The sequence below is a fragment of the Burkholderia sp. FL-7-2-10-S1-D7 genome, assembly GCF_001524185.1.
Taxonomy (GTDB): Bacteria; Pseudomonadota; Gammaproteobacteria; order Burkholderiales; family Burkholderiaceae; genus Burkholderia; species Burkholderia diffusa.
Map to the genome: position 1 here is coordinate 146008 of NZ_LOWY01000074.1, position 14428 is coordinate 160435.

Here is a 14428-nt window from a genome sequence, read left to right on the forward strand (position 1 = left end):
AAGAATGGCTTCCGCAGCGCGTGGATTATCCCGACACCCGGTTCAATCTAGACTTCCTTCAACCGTCGGGCGCGTATGCGTCCGCCCACCGAATGGAGGTCCTTCAATGCAACAAGCGCTTCTCGACCGGCAGCACGCCCCCACGTTCAACGTGTGGCGCGGCACGGTGTCCGGTGCCAGTGCGAGCCTGATCGGCATCGGTCTGGCACGATTTGCGTATACGCCGCTGCTGCCCGCGATCATCGGCGCGCACTGGTTTCCCGCGTCGACGGCCGCCTATCTGGGGGCGGCCAACCTCGGCGGCTATCTGGCCGGGGCGCTGGTCGCCGGCGCGCTCGCGCGCCGCGCCGGCTCGACCGCCGTGCTGCGCGCGATGATGCTGCTCGCGACGCTGGCATTCGTCGCGTGCGCGGTGCCTGTGTCGTTCCTGTGGTTCTTCGTCTGGCGCTTTGCGTCCGGCCTGTCCGGCGGCGCCCTGATGGTGCTCGCCGCGCCGGCGATCCTCACGCACGTGCCGCCGGCGCGCCGCGGTTTCGCGAGCGGCGGCATCTTCACGGGAATCGGTCTCGGCATTGCGGCGTCGGGCACGATCGTGCCGATCCTGCTGCGGCAGAGTCTCACCGCGACGTGGCTGGGGCTCGCGATCGTGTCGCTGCTGCTGACCGCCGTCGCGTGGCGCGGCTGGCCCGCAGACGATGCGCCGCCTGCGGCCTTCGCGTCGCCGGCCACGCACGCGCGCAACCTCCCGACCGGCAGCCTGCGCGCGCTGTACGTCGAATACGGGCTCAACGCGGTCGGGCTGGTCCCGCACATGATCTTCCTCGTCGACTACGTTGCGCGCGGGCTCGACAAGGGCGTTGACGCGGGCGCGCAGTACTGGGTGCTGTACGGTCTCGGTGCGATCGTCGGGCCGCTCGCATGCGGGCATCTCGCCGATCGAGCGGGATTCGGTCGCGCGCTGCGCATTGCATTCGCGATCGAGGCCGTCGCCGTCGTGCTGCCGCTGCTCGGGATGGGATCCGCCGCGCTGATCGTATCGAGCGTGGTGGTCGGCGCGTTCACGCCCGGCATCGTACCGCTCGCACTCGGCCGCGTGAATGAACTGCTCGCACATCATCCGTCGGTTGCGAAACGCGCATGGCGCAGTGCGACGACCAGCTTCGCGATCATGCAGGCGATGGCTGCCTACGGCCTGTCGTACCTGTTCGCATCGAGCGGCGGTCGATACGAAACGCTGTTCGCCGTCGGGGCCGCCGCGCTGCTGCTGGCGCTCGCGGTCGACGTCGCCGCATCGGCGAGGGCGCGATGAGCACGACCATCCAGGCACCTGACACGGTGCGCGCCGGCCGGTCCGCCGCCAGCTATGCCGAACGGAACGCGCGCTACTGGCGGCGCAATCTCGCCGTGTGCGTGTTCGGCTCGTTCACGACGCTCGTCAGCCTGAGCATGCTGCTGCCGTTCCTGCCGCTGTATGTGCGACAGCTCGGCGTCGATGCGCAATCGGCCGTGATCGAGTGGTCCGGCGTCGCGTTCGGCGCGACGTTTCTCGGCACCGCAGTCACCGCGCCGCTGTGGGGCCGCCTCGCGGATCGCTTTGGCCGCAAACCCATGCTCGTGCGCGCTGCGCTCGGAATGGCCGTCGTGATGTCGCTGATCGGCGTTGCGCACAACGTTCAGGAACTCGTCGCACTGAGGCTCGTCGCCGGGCTCGTCGGCGGCTATGCGTCGGCATCGACCGTGATGGTGGGCACGCAGGCACCGCGCGAACGCGCGGGCTGGGCACTCGGCATCCTGTCGACCGGTGCACTCGCGGGCAACCTCGTCGGGCCGCTCGTCGGCGGCTTGCTGCCGGGCTGGCTCGGCATCCGCGGGACATTTTTCGCGGGTGGGGCGATGATCGCCGTCGCCGCGCTGCTGACGATCCTGGTCGTGAAAGAGGACTTTCACGCGGACACCGACGCACTGACGCGACACGCCCGCGCAACGACCGCGGACACGGCACGGCGCACCGATGTTGCAGCGGTCGCCGCGCTCCTGGTGACGGCAATGATGGTCCTGCTCGCGAACATGTCGATCGAGCCGATCATCACGGTCTATATCGGCGGGCTCGGCGTCGACGGCAGTCACCTGGCGCGCGTCGCCGGCGTCGTGATGGCCTGTTCCGCACTGGGCAGCATGCTGACCGCCGCGCGGCTCGGCGCGCTCGCCGACCGGATCGGCAGCTGGAATGTAATCGTCGGCTGCCTGCTGCTGACCGCGCTCGCAATGGTGCCGCAGGCGTTCGTCTCGCACTGGTGGCAACTCGCGGCACTGCGCGTGCTGATGGGGATGACGCTCGCCGGGCTGCTGCCGTCGATCGGCAAGCTGGTCCGGCAGTCCGTCGACGAGCGCGCGACGGGCCAGATGCTCGGCTACCTGCAATCCGCGCAGTTCGGCGGGCAGGTGATCGGCCCCCTGATCGGCGGGCAGATCGGCGTCGCGCTCGGCCTGCATGCGGTGTTCTTCGTGACAGCCGCGCTGCTGACGGCCTGCGCGGGGCTCGCGTATCGGGTACGCAGGCGCTAAGAGGCAAGTTGGGCTGGCGCGCGAGCGGCAGGCCGGCGTAGCATGGGCGCAGTTGCCGAGGGCGGTTTCGCGCACCGTTCTGATGCGCCCCGCGCCTCAAGTCGCGCGACGGCCGCGTCATCGCCCGATCGGCCGCCGCGTTCGACACCGCTTTCCCGTGACCGGCTCCGCGCGACACGCCGTGAACATGCCGCATGCCGGACCCGACCCAGCCGCTTCGGCCAGCACCTGGCCGCAGCATTCCGATCCCGGACGTTGCAGGAGGCAACGACATGAATCGACCGACCGACAACCGGACGCTGTTGCGCACGCTCGGCATCCGCTCCCCGATCATCCAGGCGCCGATGGCCGGCGTCAGCACGCCCGCGCTGGCGGCCGCCGTGTCGAACGCGGGCGGGCTCGGCTCGCTGGGCGTCGGCGCGACGAACGCCGAAGGCGCGCGCAAGATGATCCGCGACACGCGCGCGCTCACCGACCGGCCGTTCAACATCAATCTGTTCTGCCACCAGCCGGCCCGCGCCGACGCCGCCGTCGAACGCGCGTGGCTCGAGTGGCTCGCACCCGCGTTCCGCGAACAGGGCGCGACGCCGCCGGCGTCGTTGTCGGAGATCTACACGAGCTTCGTCGCGGACGATGCGATGCTCGCGATGCTGGTCGAAGAAAAACCGGCGATCGTCAGCTTTCATTTCGGGTTGCCGTCCGATGAGGCCATCGCCGTGCTGAAGCGCGCGGGCATCACGCTGTTCGCGTCCGCGACGAATCCCGACGAAGCCCGGCAGATCGCCGCGGCCGGTATCGACGCGATCGTTGCGCAGGGTATCGAAGCCGGCGGGCACCGTGGCGTATTCGACTCGACGCCGCACGACGACCGGCTCGGCACGTTCGCCCTGACGCGACTGCTGGTGCGCGAATGTGCGTTGCCGGTGATCGCCGCCGGCGGCATCATGGACGGCGACGGCATCGCCGCGGCGCTCGCGCTCGGTGCGCAGGCCGCGCAGCTCGGCACCGCCTTCGTCGCGTGCCCGGAAACGTCGATCGACGACGGTTTTCGCCGCGCGATCCTCGGCGACGCAGCGCGCCGCACGACATTGACGACCGCGATCTCCGGACGGGTCGCGCGCGGCATCGCGAACCGGCTGACCGCGCTCGGCGACGATCCGCACGCACCGGCCACGCCAGCCTATCCGATCGCATACGACGCCGGCAAGGCACTGCATGCGGCCGCGAAGGCGAACGGCGAGTTCGGCTACGGCGCGCAATGGGCCGGGCAGGCGGCGCCGCTCGTCCGGTCTCTGCCGGCGACCGAACTGTTCGCGACGCTCGAGCGCGAGACACGGGCGGCCATCGCACGATTGCAGCACGCGCTGGACTGATTTCGCGGCCGCACGCGGTGCGCCGTCGTTCGGCGAATGCGCCGCAATGCGAAGGGCCGGGTACGGAATTGCAACGTTCTGTATCCGCGCGCGGCGTGGATACAGCGTGATACACGGCGTCGGCGAAGGCCCGTTATAAAGCGGACATGACTTCTTGAGGAGCACGACATGTCTGCTACATGGTTCAACGGATCCTGCCACTGCGGCGCCGTGAAATTCCAGGTCCGGACGGCGCTTGCGCCGGCGGCTCGCTGCAACTGCAGCCTCTGCCGCCGTCGCGGCGCGCTGATGAGCCCGATGTTCGCCGCGGCCGACCTGAAGATCGTCGAAGGCGAGGGCGCGCTGACGCTCTACCGCTTCAACACGCACACGGCCCGTCACTATTTCTGCAGCCGCTGCGGCGTCTATCCGTTCCATCAGACACGCAAGGATCCTGCGTGCTGGCGCGTCAATCTCGGCTGCCTCGACGGCGTCGATCCGTATGCGCTCGATGCGACCGTCGCCGACGGCGCAAGCCTCTCCGTCGTGGAGGACGCATGAAGCGCTGGCTGATGATCCTGCTGTTCGCCGCGGGCGGCCTCGCGACCGAGATCGCGCACCCGGTGCAGTGTTCGCTTCTGTCGATCAGCCGCCAGCGGACCGGCGACCGACGCGGTCGGAACGACAGCGGACGAGACTGAGCCCGAGCAGGCGCCGGGGGTGTCGCATCGTGTTGATCGGAAGCGATAATCATGCTTCCGATAAGATCGCACGCGATATATAATGCGTTCGTCTGCGACACGAACCGCTGTCGCTGGAGAACGCTCATGAAACCGACCGAAGCACAAACGCCCGCCGCACCGAAGCTGTCCGAGTTCCTGTGTTTTGCGATCTACTCGACGAATCTCGCGTTCGGCAAGGCATACAAACCGATCCTCGAAGAGCTCGGCCTCACGTACACGCAATACATCACGATCATCGCGCTGTGGGAGGAGGGCAACCAGACGGTCGGACAGCTCGGCGAAAAGCTGTTCCTCGAATCGAACACGCTGACGCCGATCCTGAAGAAGCTCGAGGCGATGGGCTATCTGGAGCGGCACCGCGATCCGTCGGACGAGCGCCAGGTACTCGTGAGCCTGACGAAAAGCGGCCGCCGCGTGCGCGAGAAGGGGCTCGACATGGATCTGGTCGAAGCCACCGGCCTGAAACCCGACGAATTCGCGAAGATGCAGAAGGCCATCGTCACGCTGCGCGGCAACCTGATCGATTCGATCGAAGAATAGACGATCAAACGCAGGCTCGATGTCGAGCCTGCGATGCCATTGCCGCCGGCTCCCTCCGCCATTTCAGTGCATTTTCCGCGGTTGGGACCGACGCATCGCCGCGACCGGTCCTTATGACTGGCGCTCCGGCTGGCCGGCCCCGTTCTCCTCGCGCCCCAGCACCAGCAGATGCATGTCGCGACGCGTCGCGAAACCGAGTGCGCGATAGCGCTCGATCGCGCCGTGATTCGACGTGAGCACGTGCAGGAACGGCGTTTCCGCCCGCGCGCGAATGGTCGCGACCAGCGACCGGATCAGTCCGGCCGCGAGGCCTTGGCCCCGGAAAGCCGCATCCACGCACACGGCGCTGATCTCCGCATGACCGCCGGCCCTCAGCCGCTGACCGGCCATCGCTACGAGCCGGCCTTGCCGGCGTACACCGATGTAGCCGCCGAATTCGATCGTGCGCGTGCCGAACGGGCCTGGCTCCGTCGCCGCGATCAATTCGAGCATCTCCGGCACGTCGGCTTCGGTGAGCCGGACATGCTCCAGAACAGGCGCGCCGTCGAGCGTTCCCTGCCAGATCATCTGATGCAGCATCGCCCGCCTGACCACGGAAAAACCGTCCGGCGTCGGGATCTCGTCCGGCGTGACGAGTGCCGCAGGTCCATGCACGTCGATCAGTCCACGCAGCGCGTCGAACGCGGCCGGGCTGCGGTCGGCCATGCCCGCAAACGGTGCGAGCGCAGGAGGAAATCGACGCGCAAGCCTGTCGCCGAGGGCGAAACGATGTTGCTCCCCGGTGAGCGCATCCCATACGGCATTGTCGAGCGGATGCGATCCGCCTCCTGCCTGCTCCGTCGTTCCTTCCCGCATCGCCTGCTCCTTGATTGAAGGCCGTTCGTCGCACAAGCATAGACGCGATCGCTCGGGGCAGGTTGAGGACACACGGACAATCAAAAGCGCATGCGATTAGATCGCATGCGCTTTATTTGGCGGACGGTGGCGTCGATTGCGTCGCGACGCTCAACGACCGAAATAGATCGAGCGCTCTGCGGTGCGAATCGTCATGCGACTACCGGATTGCGTCGCACCGTCGGCGTTGTTGCCGTAACCAGCTGTCTGGGTGTCGGCCGCCGTTGCATCGTTATCGCGCACCCGCTTCAGCGCTGCCTGCAGGTTGTCCGGATAGTTGGGATCGTTCGGGCGATTCGGCAGATAACCGGCCTGCTGGAGCGCGGCCAGTTCCGCCCGCACTTGCGCACGCGTCACGGTGCTTTCAGTTGCGAAGGCCGGTGCGGCAACGGAAGCCGACACGGCGACGAGCAGGGCTGCAATCAGTTGGGTCTTCATCATTTACCTCGACAGAAAAGAGTAATCGGAATGTGAACGCCGCGCGCCGGCAATCGGCGTCGATCGCATCTTCGTTCAATGGCCGAAGTAGATCGAGCGTTCGGCGATGCGCATGACAGGACGGCTGCCCGATTGCGTGACGGCTGCGGCGTCGGCGCCATAACCGGACGTCGCCGTATCGGCTGCGACGGCGTCGTTCGCGTGGATACGCGTCAGCGCCGCCTGCAGGTCGTCCGGGTAGTGCGGATCGTTCGCGCGGCCCGGAACATACCCGGCCTGCTGCAGCTGGACGAGTTCGGCACGCACTTGCGCACGCGTTACAACGGCGTCACTGGCAAAAGCCGGCACGGCAGCAGCAGCGGACACGGCAACGAGAAGGGCAGCGATCAGTTGGGTTTTCATCATTCACCTCGACAAGAAAATGGCAGGACATCCAGGAAGGCAGCACGTGGCCGCCCAGGGCATTGCTCAGACGATGCGGATCTCGACGTCGATGTTGCCGCGCGTCGCCTTCGAGTACGGGCAGGTCTGGTGTGCGGTGTCGACAATGTGCTGCGCCACGTCACGATCGAGCCCCGGCACGCTCACGTTCAGGCGAGCCTGCAGGAAGTACGCGTTGCCACCCGTGCCCAGGTCCACTTCGGCATCGACCGCGAGATCGGCAGGCAGCGTGACCTTCGCCGCGCGCGCCGCGAGCTGCATTGCGCCGATGAAGCAGGCCGACCAGCCGGCCGCGAACAGTTGTTCAGGATTCGTGCCGGTACCGGCGCTGCCCGGCGACGACAGCTGGATGTCGAGGCGGCCGTCGGAACTGCGAGCCGCGCCGTCGCGGCCGCCGGAGGTCGTATGCGTCTTGCCCGTGTACAGCACTTTTTCGATCTTGCTCATCGTTTACTCCGTCAGGTAGGAAGGTTTTCTCTGATGCGATTACATCGCATGCGACGCAGTTTGATCGGAGCAGTTTGCCACGTCAAGCGCATTCGATTAAATCGCATACGATATTTTGTATTGCAATGTATCGAGATCGTGTCGAGCCTTGCCGGACAAGGCCCTCCGATGATGGATCCCTTATATTGAAAAGACGACTCGGATCGAAAGTCGCAGCGATGGCAGGGCAGATGGCCGCCGGAATCGCGGCCCCCCCGGGTCTGCGGCAACCCGGTCATGCCGAGCGGATTTCGGCGATCACGACCAGGACCACCGTCGCGTCGGCCGGCAACTGACGATGGGAAAAGGCCGAGCGCGCGTGTCCGGCCTTGTTGCCCAGCACCTTGGCGAACAGGTCGGAGGCGCCGTCGATCACGGCGGGCTGACCGTGGAAGCCGTCGGCCGACGCGACGTGCCCCTCGACACGCACGAGGTGATGCAGGCGGTCGAACCCGCCGAGGTGCTTTCTGATCTGCGCGAGCACGTTCAGCGCCGCGAGCTGCGCCGCGCGCCGGCCGTCATCGACATCCAGTTGTTCGCCGACGCGGCCCGTATAGGCCACCTTGCCGTCGACGAGCGGCAATTGCCCGGAAATGAACAACAGGTTGCCGGCCTCACTGACGGCCGTGTAGCTGCCGAGCGGTTGCGGCGGTTCGGGTAGCGTGAAGCCTAGTTCGGCCAGCTTCTGTTCGATCATCATGGCATTCTCCTTCAGGGATCGTTGATGAGTGGGCGGCGGTGCGGAAGCGCAGCTCGCCAAGGCCTCTGTCAATCACTCTAGTGAGGCGGTCGGGGCCGGTAAATATCGTTCGCGCAATTGACTCGACACACGGTGTAATGAATCGCCCGCAGTGCAACGCGGCGCGAACGCGTACCTCCGGTGTCGCCATACGCTGGTTTCCCAGCGGGGATTCATGCACACTCGGTGCTTCGGCGTCCCGCCACGAAACACCCAGCGCTGGCGGGCCGCAAGCGTGGCGCCTCGTTGCAGGCGCAAGCCGAATTCGCCGTCTTGCAACCGGTCGAGGGAGCACGAGGAAGCAGGAGCCGCCCCATGCAGAGAAAATTCGATGACCTCCTGCTCGGCAGCATCGAGCTGTTCTGTCTGGCAGCCGAACTCGGCAGCTTCACGCTCGCCGCAACGGCCGCGAGCGTCACGCCGGCCGCGGTGAGCCGGTCCGTCGCGCGGCTCGAGGAGCGTCTCGGTGTACGCCTGTTCATACGGACGACGCGCCAGATCCGCCTCACCGATTCCGGGCGGCGCTATTTCGAGCAATGTCGTGATGCGCTATCGCAGCTCGTCGACGCGGAGCGCGAAGCGACGGGGCAGCAGACAACGCCGGCCGGCGTGCTGCGCATCAGCATGCCGACGCCATACGGACACTATCGCGTGCTGCCGCTGCTGCCCGCGTTTCGCGAGCGATACCCGGACGTACGCGTCGAAACGCATCTCAGCAACCGCAACATCGACTTCGCCGAGGAGGGTTTCGACCTTGCGATCCGCGGCCGCGCGCCAGCGGACTCGAGCCTGGTCGCACGCAAGCTCGAGGACGCCGAACTCGTCGTCGTCGCGACGCCCGGCTATCTGAAGCGCGCCGGCGTACCGCGCACGGTCGACGATCTGCACGCGCACGAATGCATCCAGTTCGAGCTCCCGAGCAGCGGGAGGCCGATTCCATGGCTGTTCAACGACGGAGCAGCGGAAATCGACGTCGCGACGACGGGTGGCTATGGCACGTCGGGCGACGTCCTCGCCGGCGTCACCCTCGCGCGCAGCGGTGCGGGCCTGTTCCAGACCTATCGCTTCATCGTCGAACGGGATCTGCGGGACGGCACGCTCACCGAGGTGCTGTCCGCCCAGGGCGGGCGATCGCGGCCGTTCATGCTGCTGTATCCGCATGCCCGTTATCTGTCGTCGCGCGTGCGCGTCTTCGTCGACTTTCTCGTCGAACATCTCGAACAGGCACCCGGCAGGCGGACTCGGTAGCCGCGGCCGGCCAAGGCGGCAACCGGGCAGAGCGGGGCGCGCAAGCCTCGCCTGCGGCGGCATCGGAGCGCCCGGCGCGCCATCCGCGCCGGCGCAGGTTCACGACGTCGCCGCTCAGTGCCCGGCGCTCTGGCCGCCGTCCACGTGCAGGATCTCGCCGGTGACGAACGGCGCGGAATCGAGATACAGGATCGCGCCGACGATGTCGCTCATTTCGCCCATCCGGCCGACCGGATGCAGCGATGCGAGCGTCGCGTGCGTGTCGGGCGCGTGCATCGGCGACTTGATGATGCCGGGCGACACGGCGTTCACGCGGATGCCGGCCTTCGCATATTCGATTGCGAGCGACTTCGTCGCCGCGTTGAGCCCGCCTTTCGTCAGCGATGCGAGCACCGACGGCACGTTGCTGTTCGCGTGATCGACGAGGCTCGTCGTGATGCTGACCACATGACCGCCGCCGATTCCGTTTCGCTGCATCGCCGCAATCGCGCGCTGCGTGACGTGGAAGAAGCCGTCCAGGTTCACGCGGGTGACGGCTGCGTAGTCGTCCGCCGTGTATTGCGTGAACGGCTTCGCAATGAAGATGCCCGCGTTGTTGACGAGCGTGTCGACCCGGCCGAAGCGCTCGATGGTGGCGTCGACCACGCGTCGCGCGACAGCCGGGTCGCCGATGTCACCCGCGACGGTGACGAGATCGGGATCGTCCGACGGCCCGATCGAACGGGACGTCGCGACCACGCGATGGCCCTGGGCGCGGAATGCGTTGACCGTTTCGGCGCCGATGCCTTGCGATGCGCCGGTGACGATGATGACTTTGGAAATGCTCATGATTTGCCTCGAGAGGTGACTGGTTTTCGGCTTCAGCGCCGACCGGATTGATGAATCCGATGGACGCAACTCTAGGCGCGCCTGGCCGGAGTTCGAATACCCACCATGGACCAACAGTCTTGCGTCGCGGGAACAAATGCGGGGAAGAGCGGGGACGGACGCAGCGGCGAGGATGCCGGCGGAGATGAGTCGACGCGCCCCACGTGCGCCGTCATTCCCACGGGGCGACACGCGTCGATCGTTGCGAATTCGGAGGTTTACGCGGCGAAATGATGTGAATCCCGTATCCGGGATCGTTCGTCACGCGTCGGGCACTTCTGATTTTTATTGAAGCTATCCGGATAACTTTTCTTATCACAATAGCTTTGTTTTTCACGAAAACTCCCGGATGCGAAAACGCGCCTGGTCTGACGGTCACACGCTTCGTCGAACGGCTCCCAAAGCGAATCAGGGCAGGGCATGCCGTCGCACGTGGATGCTCGGTGCGCTAACCGGCACTCCGAACACGACCAAAACTGGCACAATCGTGCCCACAGCCGTAGATGCGGCCCGATATCGCCCGACGATTGCCCGGCAGCGAACGCCACCGATCCGCTTGTCCCGGACACTTGCTTCGGCCGGCGCCGCACCTGCACCAAGCGCAGGATCGCGCGAGCACCGCCCAACAGCCGGCGCGGCATGCCGGATGCGGCGCGGCGAACATGGCGAGCGGGCGGCTCGAAGCATCCGGTTTCGTGCTGCGAGGGCGACGCTCCGCGCCTGATGGCGCAGCTTCACGCCGCGTGAATCGCACGGTGAAGCAAGCCGCAATCGATACAATTTCCATGCACGCGTTGAACACACTGCACGAACAGGTCGAAAAATTCAGGGAATGGGCGGCGCTATACCCGGTCCACCAGCGAAGTACCGACTGGGAATGCGAGTACGGCCATTGGGAAGCCCTGTGGGACGCGTCGCTTGCCGTCGTCGACTCGCTTGCGCCGGACGCCTGGACCGTAACCGCGTGCGCCGATCTGCTTTACGCGATTGCCCGCGACCACGCGCTGGAACACATTTCGAGCATGCTCTGGACGCAACCGGACGCGTTGCTGGCACTTGCGCGCGCCTCGATCGACGCGTCGGAGCCGAACGCCAAATGGCAGTTGGCCGCGCGACTCGGCGGGCAGAGTTCGCATGCCGCAGAGGCCGAAGCACTGCTGTTGCGCCTGGTGAACGACGAGGACGAATACGTGCGCCGGCGTGCCTTGCTTGCGTTGGGCGCACTGAAGTCCGCTTATGCCGAAACGCTCGCGGAACGTGCATGGCACACCGGACATGAATATCAGCGGATTGCCGCGTTGTGGGTGCTCAAGGACATCAAATCCGGCAAGCTGGCGCAATACGTGAAGCTGGCCGAGGAAGACGGTCGCGAATACGTCGTCCGGAATGCGCGAGACGTCATGATTACGCGGTGAACACCGCCGCATCGCGCGCAGCCTGCGGCTGAACCCGGGAAGCTGGGAATCCGGTGGCTGGTCGGCAGACCGGCCGCAGAAGCGACATTTCCATGTAGCCAAAAGCGGACATTACAACTTAGCCGCTACAATATGAATTGTCGATAATTATGATTATGTAAAATACGAAACTTGCCCGACAACTCCACTGAGATCCCGATAGGACGCCACCAGAATCCCGCCTCACCGTTCGCTCGCGGCACCGATTTCCAGCGTGAACGCAGCCGCGGCAAAACCGGCGAAACGCAATGCCCCTGACGGCCGTCCGCCAGACGCCGTCTCCAACCCCCGCAAATCGCCCCAAACAGGCCGATCAGGACAACCACATCCCCTGCATCTTGTGCGAGAAATGCGCGCGCTCGGCCGTCTCCATCAGCGACAGGAATTCGTCCTGCATCATGTGGATCAGCGCTTCGTGGTCGCCGGCTTCGAAATACACTTCCGGCTGCTGCGCGAGATGTTCCTCGAGGTACGTCTTCATCCCATAGGCCATGCACACCGGCGGCAACGCGCCGAGGTCGCAATCCTTGAACAGTTCGCGCAGTTCGATTTCCCGGGCGAGCACGAGATGACGACCGGTCTTGACCCAGAGATCCGACAGCCGGACTGCATGCGACGTCGGCAGCACGGCGGCGACGTAGCCTTCGTCGTCCTCGAGCAGCACGGTTTTCGCGAGGCGATCGCCGGGGATATGCGCGGCGGCGGCTGTCTCCATGCTGGTATGACTATACGGGTGGTACACGACTTCGTACCGCGATGACTTCTGGCGCAGGCAATCCTGCAGGGTGGCTGATACAGGCATGGCACACCTCGTCTCGACGAATCGGGCGAACGAAGTTCGCTCCGGATTCGTTCAGCATAGGTCGCATTGCGGCCAATGGAAACGCCCTCGCACAACACCCGCACGGACAGCCCCGATACCTGACTTCGGCCCCTTTTCCAGTCGATGCGGCCGCGCTGGCCGCCCTAACCGGCATGCGAAATTCGGGCCCGGAATGTGCATGGAACATGCCGGCCGGCCCCGCCTTTCCTGAAGACAAAACCGGCGATAACCGGTCAAACGCGATAACGCGGATCCATGCGACGGCGGATTCAGGCTAGACCGTTAGTTGCATTTTAAGGAAAAGCGTCGAGACCTGAAAATCATCTTCGTGGTCGCCCGAAATCGGCCGGCCACGCGCCGACAAAGCCCGAACCGCGCTCTATACTGAGCCAACCGCCCGCCATCCAGCGGCAACCGATTCCGGGAGCGACCATGCATTACCAGTTGATCTACGAACTCGTCGACGATTACCTGTCCCGGCGCGAACAGTACCGCGCCGAGCACCTCGCACTCGCGCAGGCGGCAACCGAGCGCGGCGAACTCATGCTCGCCGGCGCATTGCAGGATCCAGCCGACCGGGCCGTGCTCGTCTTCGAAGGCGACTCGCCGGAAGCCGCCGAATCGTTCGCCCGCGCCGATCCGTACGTGCAGCACGGCCTCGTCAAATCCTGGTACGTGCGTCCGTGGCGCGTCGTGGTCGGCAAGCACGCCCCGCGCTAGCGGCGCGCCCGGCTACAGCCACCCCGCCCGCTTGAAGCGCCACCACAACGCGAGATCGGCGGCGACCATCACCGCGATGCAGCCGTAGAAGCCGTACTTGAGGTGCAATTCCGGCATGTTCGCGAAGTTCATCCCGTAGATGCCGGCGATCATCGTCGGTATCGCGAACAGCGCGGCGAACGAACCGAGCCGCTTGGTTACTTCGTTCTCCGCGAGCGAAATCATCCCGAGATTGACCTGGATCGCGGTCACGACCATCTCGCGCCGCCCTTCGATCGTCTTCACGATCCGCTGCAGGTGGTCGTACACGTCGCGGAAGTAATGCTCCATCCCGCTACAGACCTGCGGAATGCGTCCGCCGGTGAGCTTCGCGAGCGGCTCGATCAGCGGCGCCGTGTGCTGGTGCAGCGTTACGAGCCGGCGTTTCAGCGAATAGAGATCCTCGATGATGACGCGCGACGACGCGGGCGAGGCCTTCGTGAAGATGCGGTCCTCGAGTTCCTCGAGCTCGTTGCCGAGCGTCTCGAGGATCGGGAAATAGCGGTCGACGACCTGGTCCATCAGCGCATAGAACACGAACGCCGACCCTTCCTGCAGCAGATGCGGCTCGCGCTCGCAGCGCTTGCGCACGTCGCGGAAGTCCTGCTCGGTTTGGTTGCGGATCGACAGCACATAGTTCGGGCCGACGAACACGTTCAGCTCGCCGACCTTGAATTCGCCGTCGTCGTCGAGCTCTACCATATGCAGCACCGCGAACAGCGAATCGCCGTACTCCTCGATCTTCGGTCGCTGATGCCCCTTGCGGGCATCCTCGAGCGCGAGCTCGTGCAACCCGAATTCCTCGCCCATCAGGTCAATCTCGTCCGGCGTCGGATCCTTCAGCGCGACCCACACGAAACATTCGGGCTTGGACACGTAGTCGCTGATGGCGTCGATATCGATTTCGGCCAGCTTGCGGCCGTCCTGGTATGCAGCACAATTGATCAGCATGTTGTCCGTCTTGTTGCAGTTTTCGCATCAGTTTACCGGTTTGACGCGCGGGCGGCCCGGCTTGCGCGACACGCCGATATTGGTCATGATCGGACTACGTGCGACGCGGCATGCGCACGGCATCGCTT

17 protein-coding genes are annotated in these 14428 nt (G+C 65.6%); 9 read left to right on the forward strand and 8 right to left on the reverse strand.

Annotated elements, in window-relative coordinates:
- Positions 1-106 precede the first annotated feature (106 nt).
- From WS75_RS22965 to WS75_RS22985, 6 genes are all read left to right on the forward strand, one after another.
- Complete coding sequence (locus WS75_RS22965; RefSeq protein ID WP_059683448.1) at positions 107-1309, forward strand: YbfB/YjiJ family MFS transporter; 1203 nt, start codon at positions 107-109, stop codon at positions 1307-1309.
- Positions 1306-2565, forward strand: coding sequence for an MFS transporter (locus WS75_RS22970; RefSeq protein ID WP_059683450.1), 1260 nt, complete (start codon positions 1306-1308; stop codon positions 2563-2565). Before WS75_RS22965 ends, WS75_RS22970 begins: the two co-directional genes overlap by 4 nt.
- 272 nt (positions 2566-2837) lie before the next feature.
- Positions 2838-3938, forward strand: coding sequence for an NAD(P)H-dependent flavin oxidoreductase (locus WS75_RS22975; RefSeq protein ID WP_059683452.1), 1101 nt, complete (start codon positions 2838-2840; stop codon positions 3936-3938).
- A gap of 168 nt (positions 3939-4106) precedes the next feature.
- A complete protein-coding gene (locus tag WS75_RS22980; protein WP_059606833.1) occupies positions 4107-4478 on the forward strand; it encodes a GFA family protein in 372 nt (123 codons plus the stop codon).
- Positions 4475-4618 carry a hypothetical protein gene (locus tag WS75_RS34235; RefSeq protein ID WP_179948940.1) on the forward strand — a complete coding sequence of 48 codons (144 nt, stop codon included), beginning with the start codon at positions 4475-4477 and terminating at the stop codon, positions 4616-4618. Before WS75_RS22980 ends, WS75_RS34235 begins: the two co-directional genes overlap by 4 nt.
- Positions 4619-4744: 126 nt before the next feature.
- The gene (locus tag WS75_RS22985; RefSeq protein WP_059683454.1) at positions 4745-5200 is read left to right on the forward strand and encodes a MarR family winged helix-turn-helix transcriptional regulator; all 456 of its coding nucleotides are present in this window, start codon (positions 4745-4747) and stop codon (positions 5198-5200) included.
- A 111-nt stretch (positions 5201-5311) separates the two neighbouring features.
- On the opposite strand, the gene WS75_RS22990 is transcribed toward WS75_RS22985, so the two are convergent.
- The 5 genes from WS75_RS22990 to WS75_RS23010 form a co-directional block, all read right to left on the reverse strand.
- Positions 5312-6055 (reverse strand): GNAT family N-acetyltransferase, encoded by a 744-nt coding sequence (locus WS75_RS22990; RefSeq protein WP_059683456.1) that lies wholly within the window; start codon positions 6053-6055, stop codon positions 5312-5314.
- 150 nt (positions 6056-6205) lie between these two features.
- Positions 6206-6535 carry a DUF4148 domain-containing protein gene (locus tag WS75_RS22995; protein ID WP_059683458.1) on the reverse strand — a complete coding sequence of 110 codons (330 nt, stop codon included), beginning with the start codon at positions 6533-6535 and terminating at the stop codon, positions 6206-6208.
- A gap of 72 nt (positions 6536-6607) precedes the next feature.
- Positions 6608-6934 carry a DUF4148 domain-containing protein gene (locus tag WS75_RS23000; RefSeq protein WP_059683735.1) on the reverse strand — a complete coding sequence of 109 codons (327 nt, stop codon included), beginning with the start codon at positions 6932-6934 and terminating at the stop codon, positions 6608-6610.
- A 66-nt stretch (positions 6935-7000) separates the two neighbouring features.
- A complete protein-coding gene (locus WS75_RS23005) occupies positions 7001-7420 on the reverse strand; it encodes an organic hydroperoxide resistance protein (RefSeq protein WP_059683461.1) in 420 nt (139 codons plus the stop codon).
- Positions 7421-7694: 274 nt separating this feature from the next.
- Entirely contained in the window at positions 7695-8159 is a 465-nt protein-coding gene (locus WS75_RS23010; protein ID WP_059683463.1) for a RidA family protein, read from the reverse strand.
- 354 nt (positions 8160-8513) lie between these two features.
- On the opposite strand from WS75_RS23010, the gene WS75_RS23015 reads away from it, so the two are divergent.
- Complete coding sequence (locus WS75_RS23015) at positions 8514-9446, forward strand: LysR family transcriptional regulator (RefSeq protein ID WP_059683465.1); 933 nt, start codon at positions 8514-8516, stop codon at positions 9444-9446.
- A gap of 114 nt (positions 9447-9560) precedes the next feature.
- Here the strand turns inward: WS75_RS23015 and WS75_RS23020 are convergent, their stop codons facing one another.
- A complete protein-coding gene (locus WS75_RS23020; protein WP_059683468.1) occupies positions 9561-10274 on the reverse strand; it encodes an SDR family NAD(P)-dependent oxidoreductase in 714 nt (237 codons plus the stop codon).
- A gap of 542 nt (positions 10275-10816) precedes the next feature.
- Between WS75_RS23020 and WS75_RS23025 the strand changes: the two genes are divergently transcribed.
- Positions 10817-11728 (forward strand): HEAT repeat domain-containing protein, encoded by a 912-nt coding sequence (locus WS75_RS23025; RefSeq protein WP_082729706.1) that lies wholly within the window; start codon positions 10817-10819, stop codon positions 11726-11728.
- Positions 11729-12080: 352 nt separating this feature from the next.
- Here WS75_RS23025 and WS75_RS23030 read toward each other — a convergent pair whose 3' ends face one another.
- Positions 12081-12569, reverse strand: a complete 489-nt coding sequence (locus WS75_RS23030; protein ID WP_059683473.1) for an aminoacyl-tRNA deacylase — start codon at positions 12567-12569, stop codon at positions 12081-12083.
- Positions 12570-13022: 453 nt separating this feature from the next.
- Here WS75_RS23030 and WS75_RS23035 point away from each other — a divergent pair, with 453 nt between their 5' ends.
- Entirely contained in the window at positions 13023-13310 is a 288-nt protein-coding gene (locus WS75_RS23035) for a YciI-like protein (protein WP_059606847.1), read from the forward strand.
- Positions 13311-13322: 12 nt separating this feature from the next.
- Here WS75_RS23035 and corA read toward each other — a convergent pair whose 3' ends face one another.
- Positions 13323-14300, reverse strand: coding sequence for a magnesium/cobalt transporter CorA (gene corA, locus WS75_RS23040; protein ID WP_059683476.1), 978 nt, complete (start codon positions 14298-14300; stop codon positions 13323-13325).
- Between the last annotated feature and the right edge of the window lie 128 nt (positions 14301-14428).

Bases quoted from the DNA above. Each gene is read 5' to 3' on its own strand.
- WS75_RS22965 (WP_059683448.1), top strand. From the start codon at position 107: ATGCAACAAGCGCTTCTCGACCGGCAGCACGCCCCCACGTTCAACGTG.
- WS75_RS22970 (WP_059683450.1), top strand. From the start codon at position 1,306: ATGAGCACGACCATCCAGGCACCTGACACGGTGCGCGCCGGCCGGTCC.
- WS75_RS22975 (WP_059683452.1), top strand. From the start codon at position 2,838: ATGAATCGACCGACCGACAACCGGACGCTGTTGCGCACGCTCGGCATC.
- WS75_RS22980 (WP_059606833.1), top strand. From the start codon at position 4,107: ATGTCTGCTACATGGTTCAACGGATCCTGCCACTGCGGCGCCGTGAAA.
- WS75_RS34235 (WP_179948940.1), top strand. From the start codon at position 4,475: ATGAAGCGCTGGCTGATGATCCTGCTGTTCGCCGCGGGCGGCCTCGCG.
- WS75_RS22985 (WP_059683454.1), top strand. From the start codon at position 4,745: ATGAAACCGACCGAAGCACAAACGCCCGCCGCACCGAAGCTGTCCGAG.
- WS75_RS22990 (WP_059683456.1), bottom strand. From the start codon at position 6,055: ATGCGGGAAGGAACGACGGAGCAGGCAGGAGGCGGATCGCATCCGCTC.
- WS75_RS22995 (WP_059683458.1), bottom strand. From the start codon at position 6,535: ATGATGAAGACCCAACTGATTGCAGCCCTGCTCGTCGCCGTGTCGGCT.
- WS75_RS23000 (WP_059683735.1), bottom strand. From the start codon at position 6,934: ATGAAAACCCAACTGATCGCTGCCCTTCTCGTTGCCGTGTCCGCTGCT.
- WS75_RS23005 (WP_059683461.1), bottom strand. From the start codon at position 7,420: ATGAGCAAGATCGAAAAAGTGCTGTACACGGGCAAGACGCATACGACC.
- WS75_RS23010 (WP_059683463.1), bottom strand. From the start codon at position 8,159: ATGATGATCGAACAGAAGCTGGCCGAACTAGGCTTCACGCTACCCGAA.
- WS75_RS23015 (WP_059683465.1), top strand. From the start codon at position 8,514: ATGCAGAGAAAATTCGATGACCTCCTGCTCGGCAGCATCGAGCTGTTC.
- WS75_RS23020 (WP_059683468.1), bottom strand. From the start codon at position 10,274: ATGAGCATTTCCAAAGTCATCATCGTCACCGGCGCATCGCAAGGCATC.
- WS75_RS23025 (WP_082729706.1), top strand. From the start codon at position 10,817: ATGCGGCCCGATATCGCCCGACGATTGCCCGGCAGCGAACGCCACCGA.
- WS75_RS23030 (WP_059683473.1), bottom strand. From the start codon at position 12,569: ATGCCTGTATCAGCCACCCTGCAGGATTGCCTGCGCCAGAAGTCATCG.
- WS75_RS23035 (WP_059606847.1), top strand. From the start codon at position 13,023: ATGCATTACCAGTTGATCTACGAACTCGTCGACGATTACCTGTCCCGG.
- corA (WP_059683476.1), bottom strand. From the start codon at position 14,300: ATGCTGATCAATTGTGCTGCATACCAGGACGGCCGCAAGCTGGCCGAA.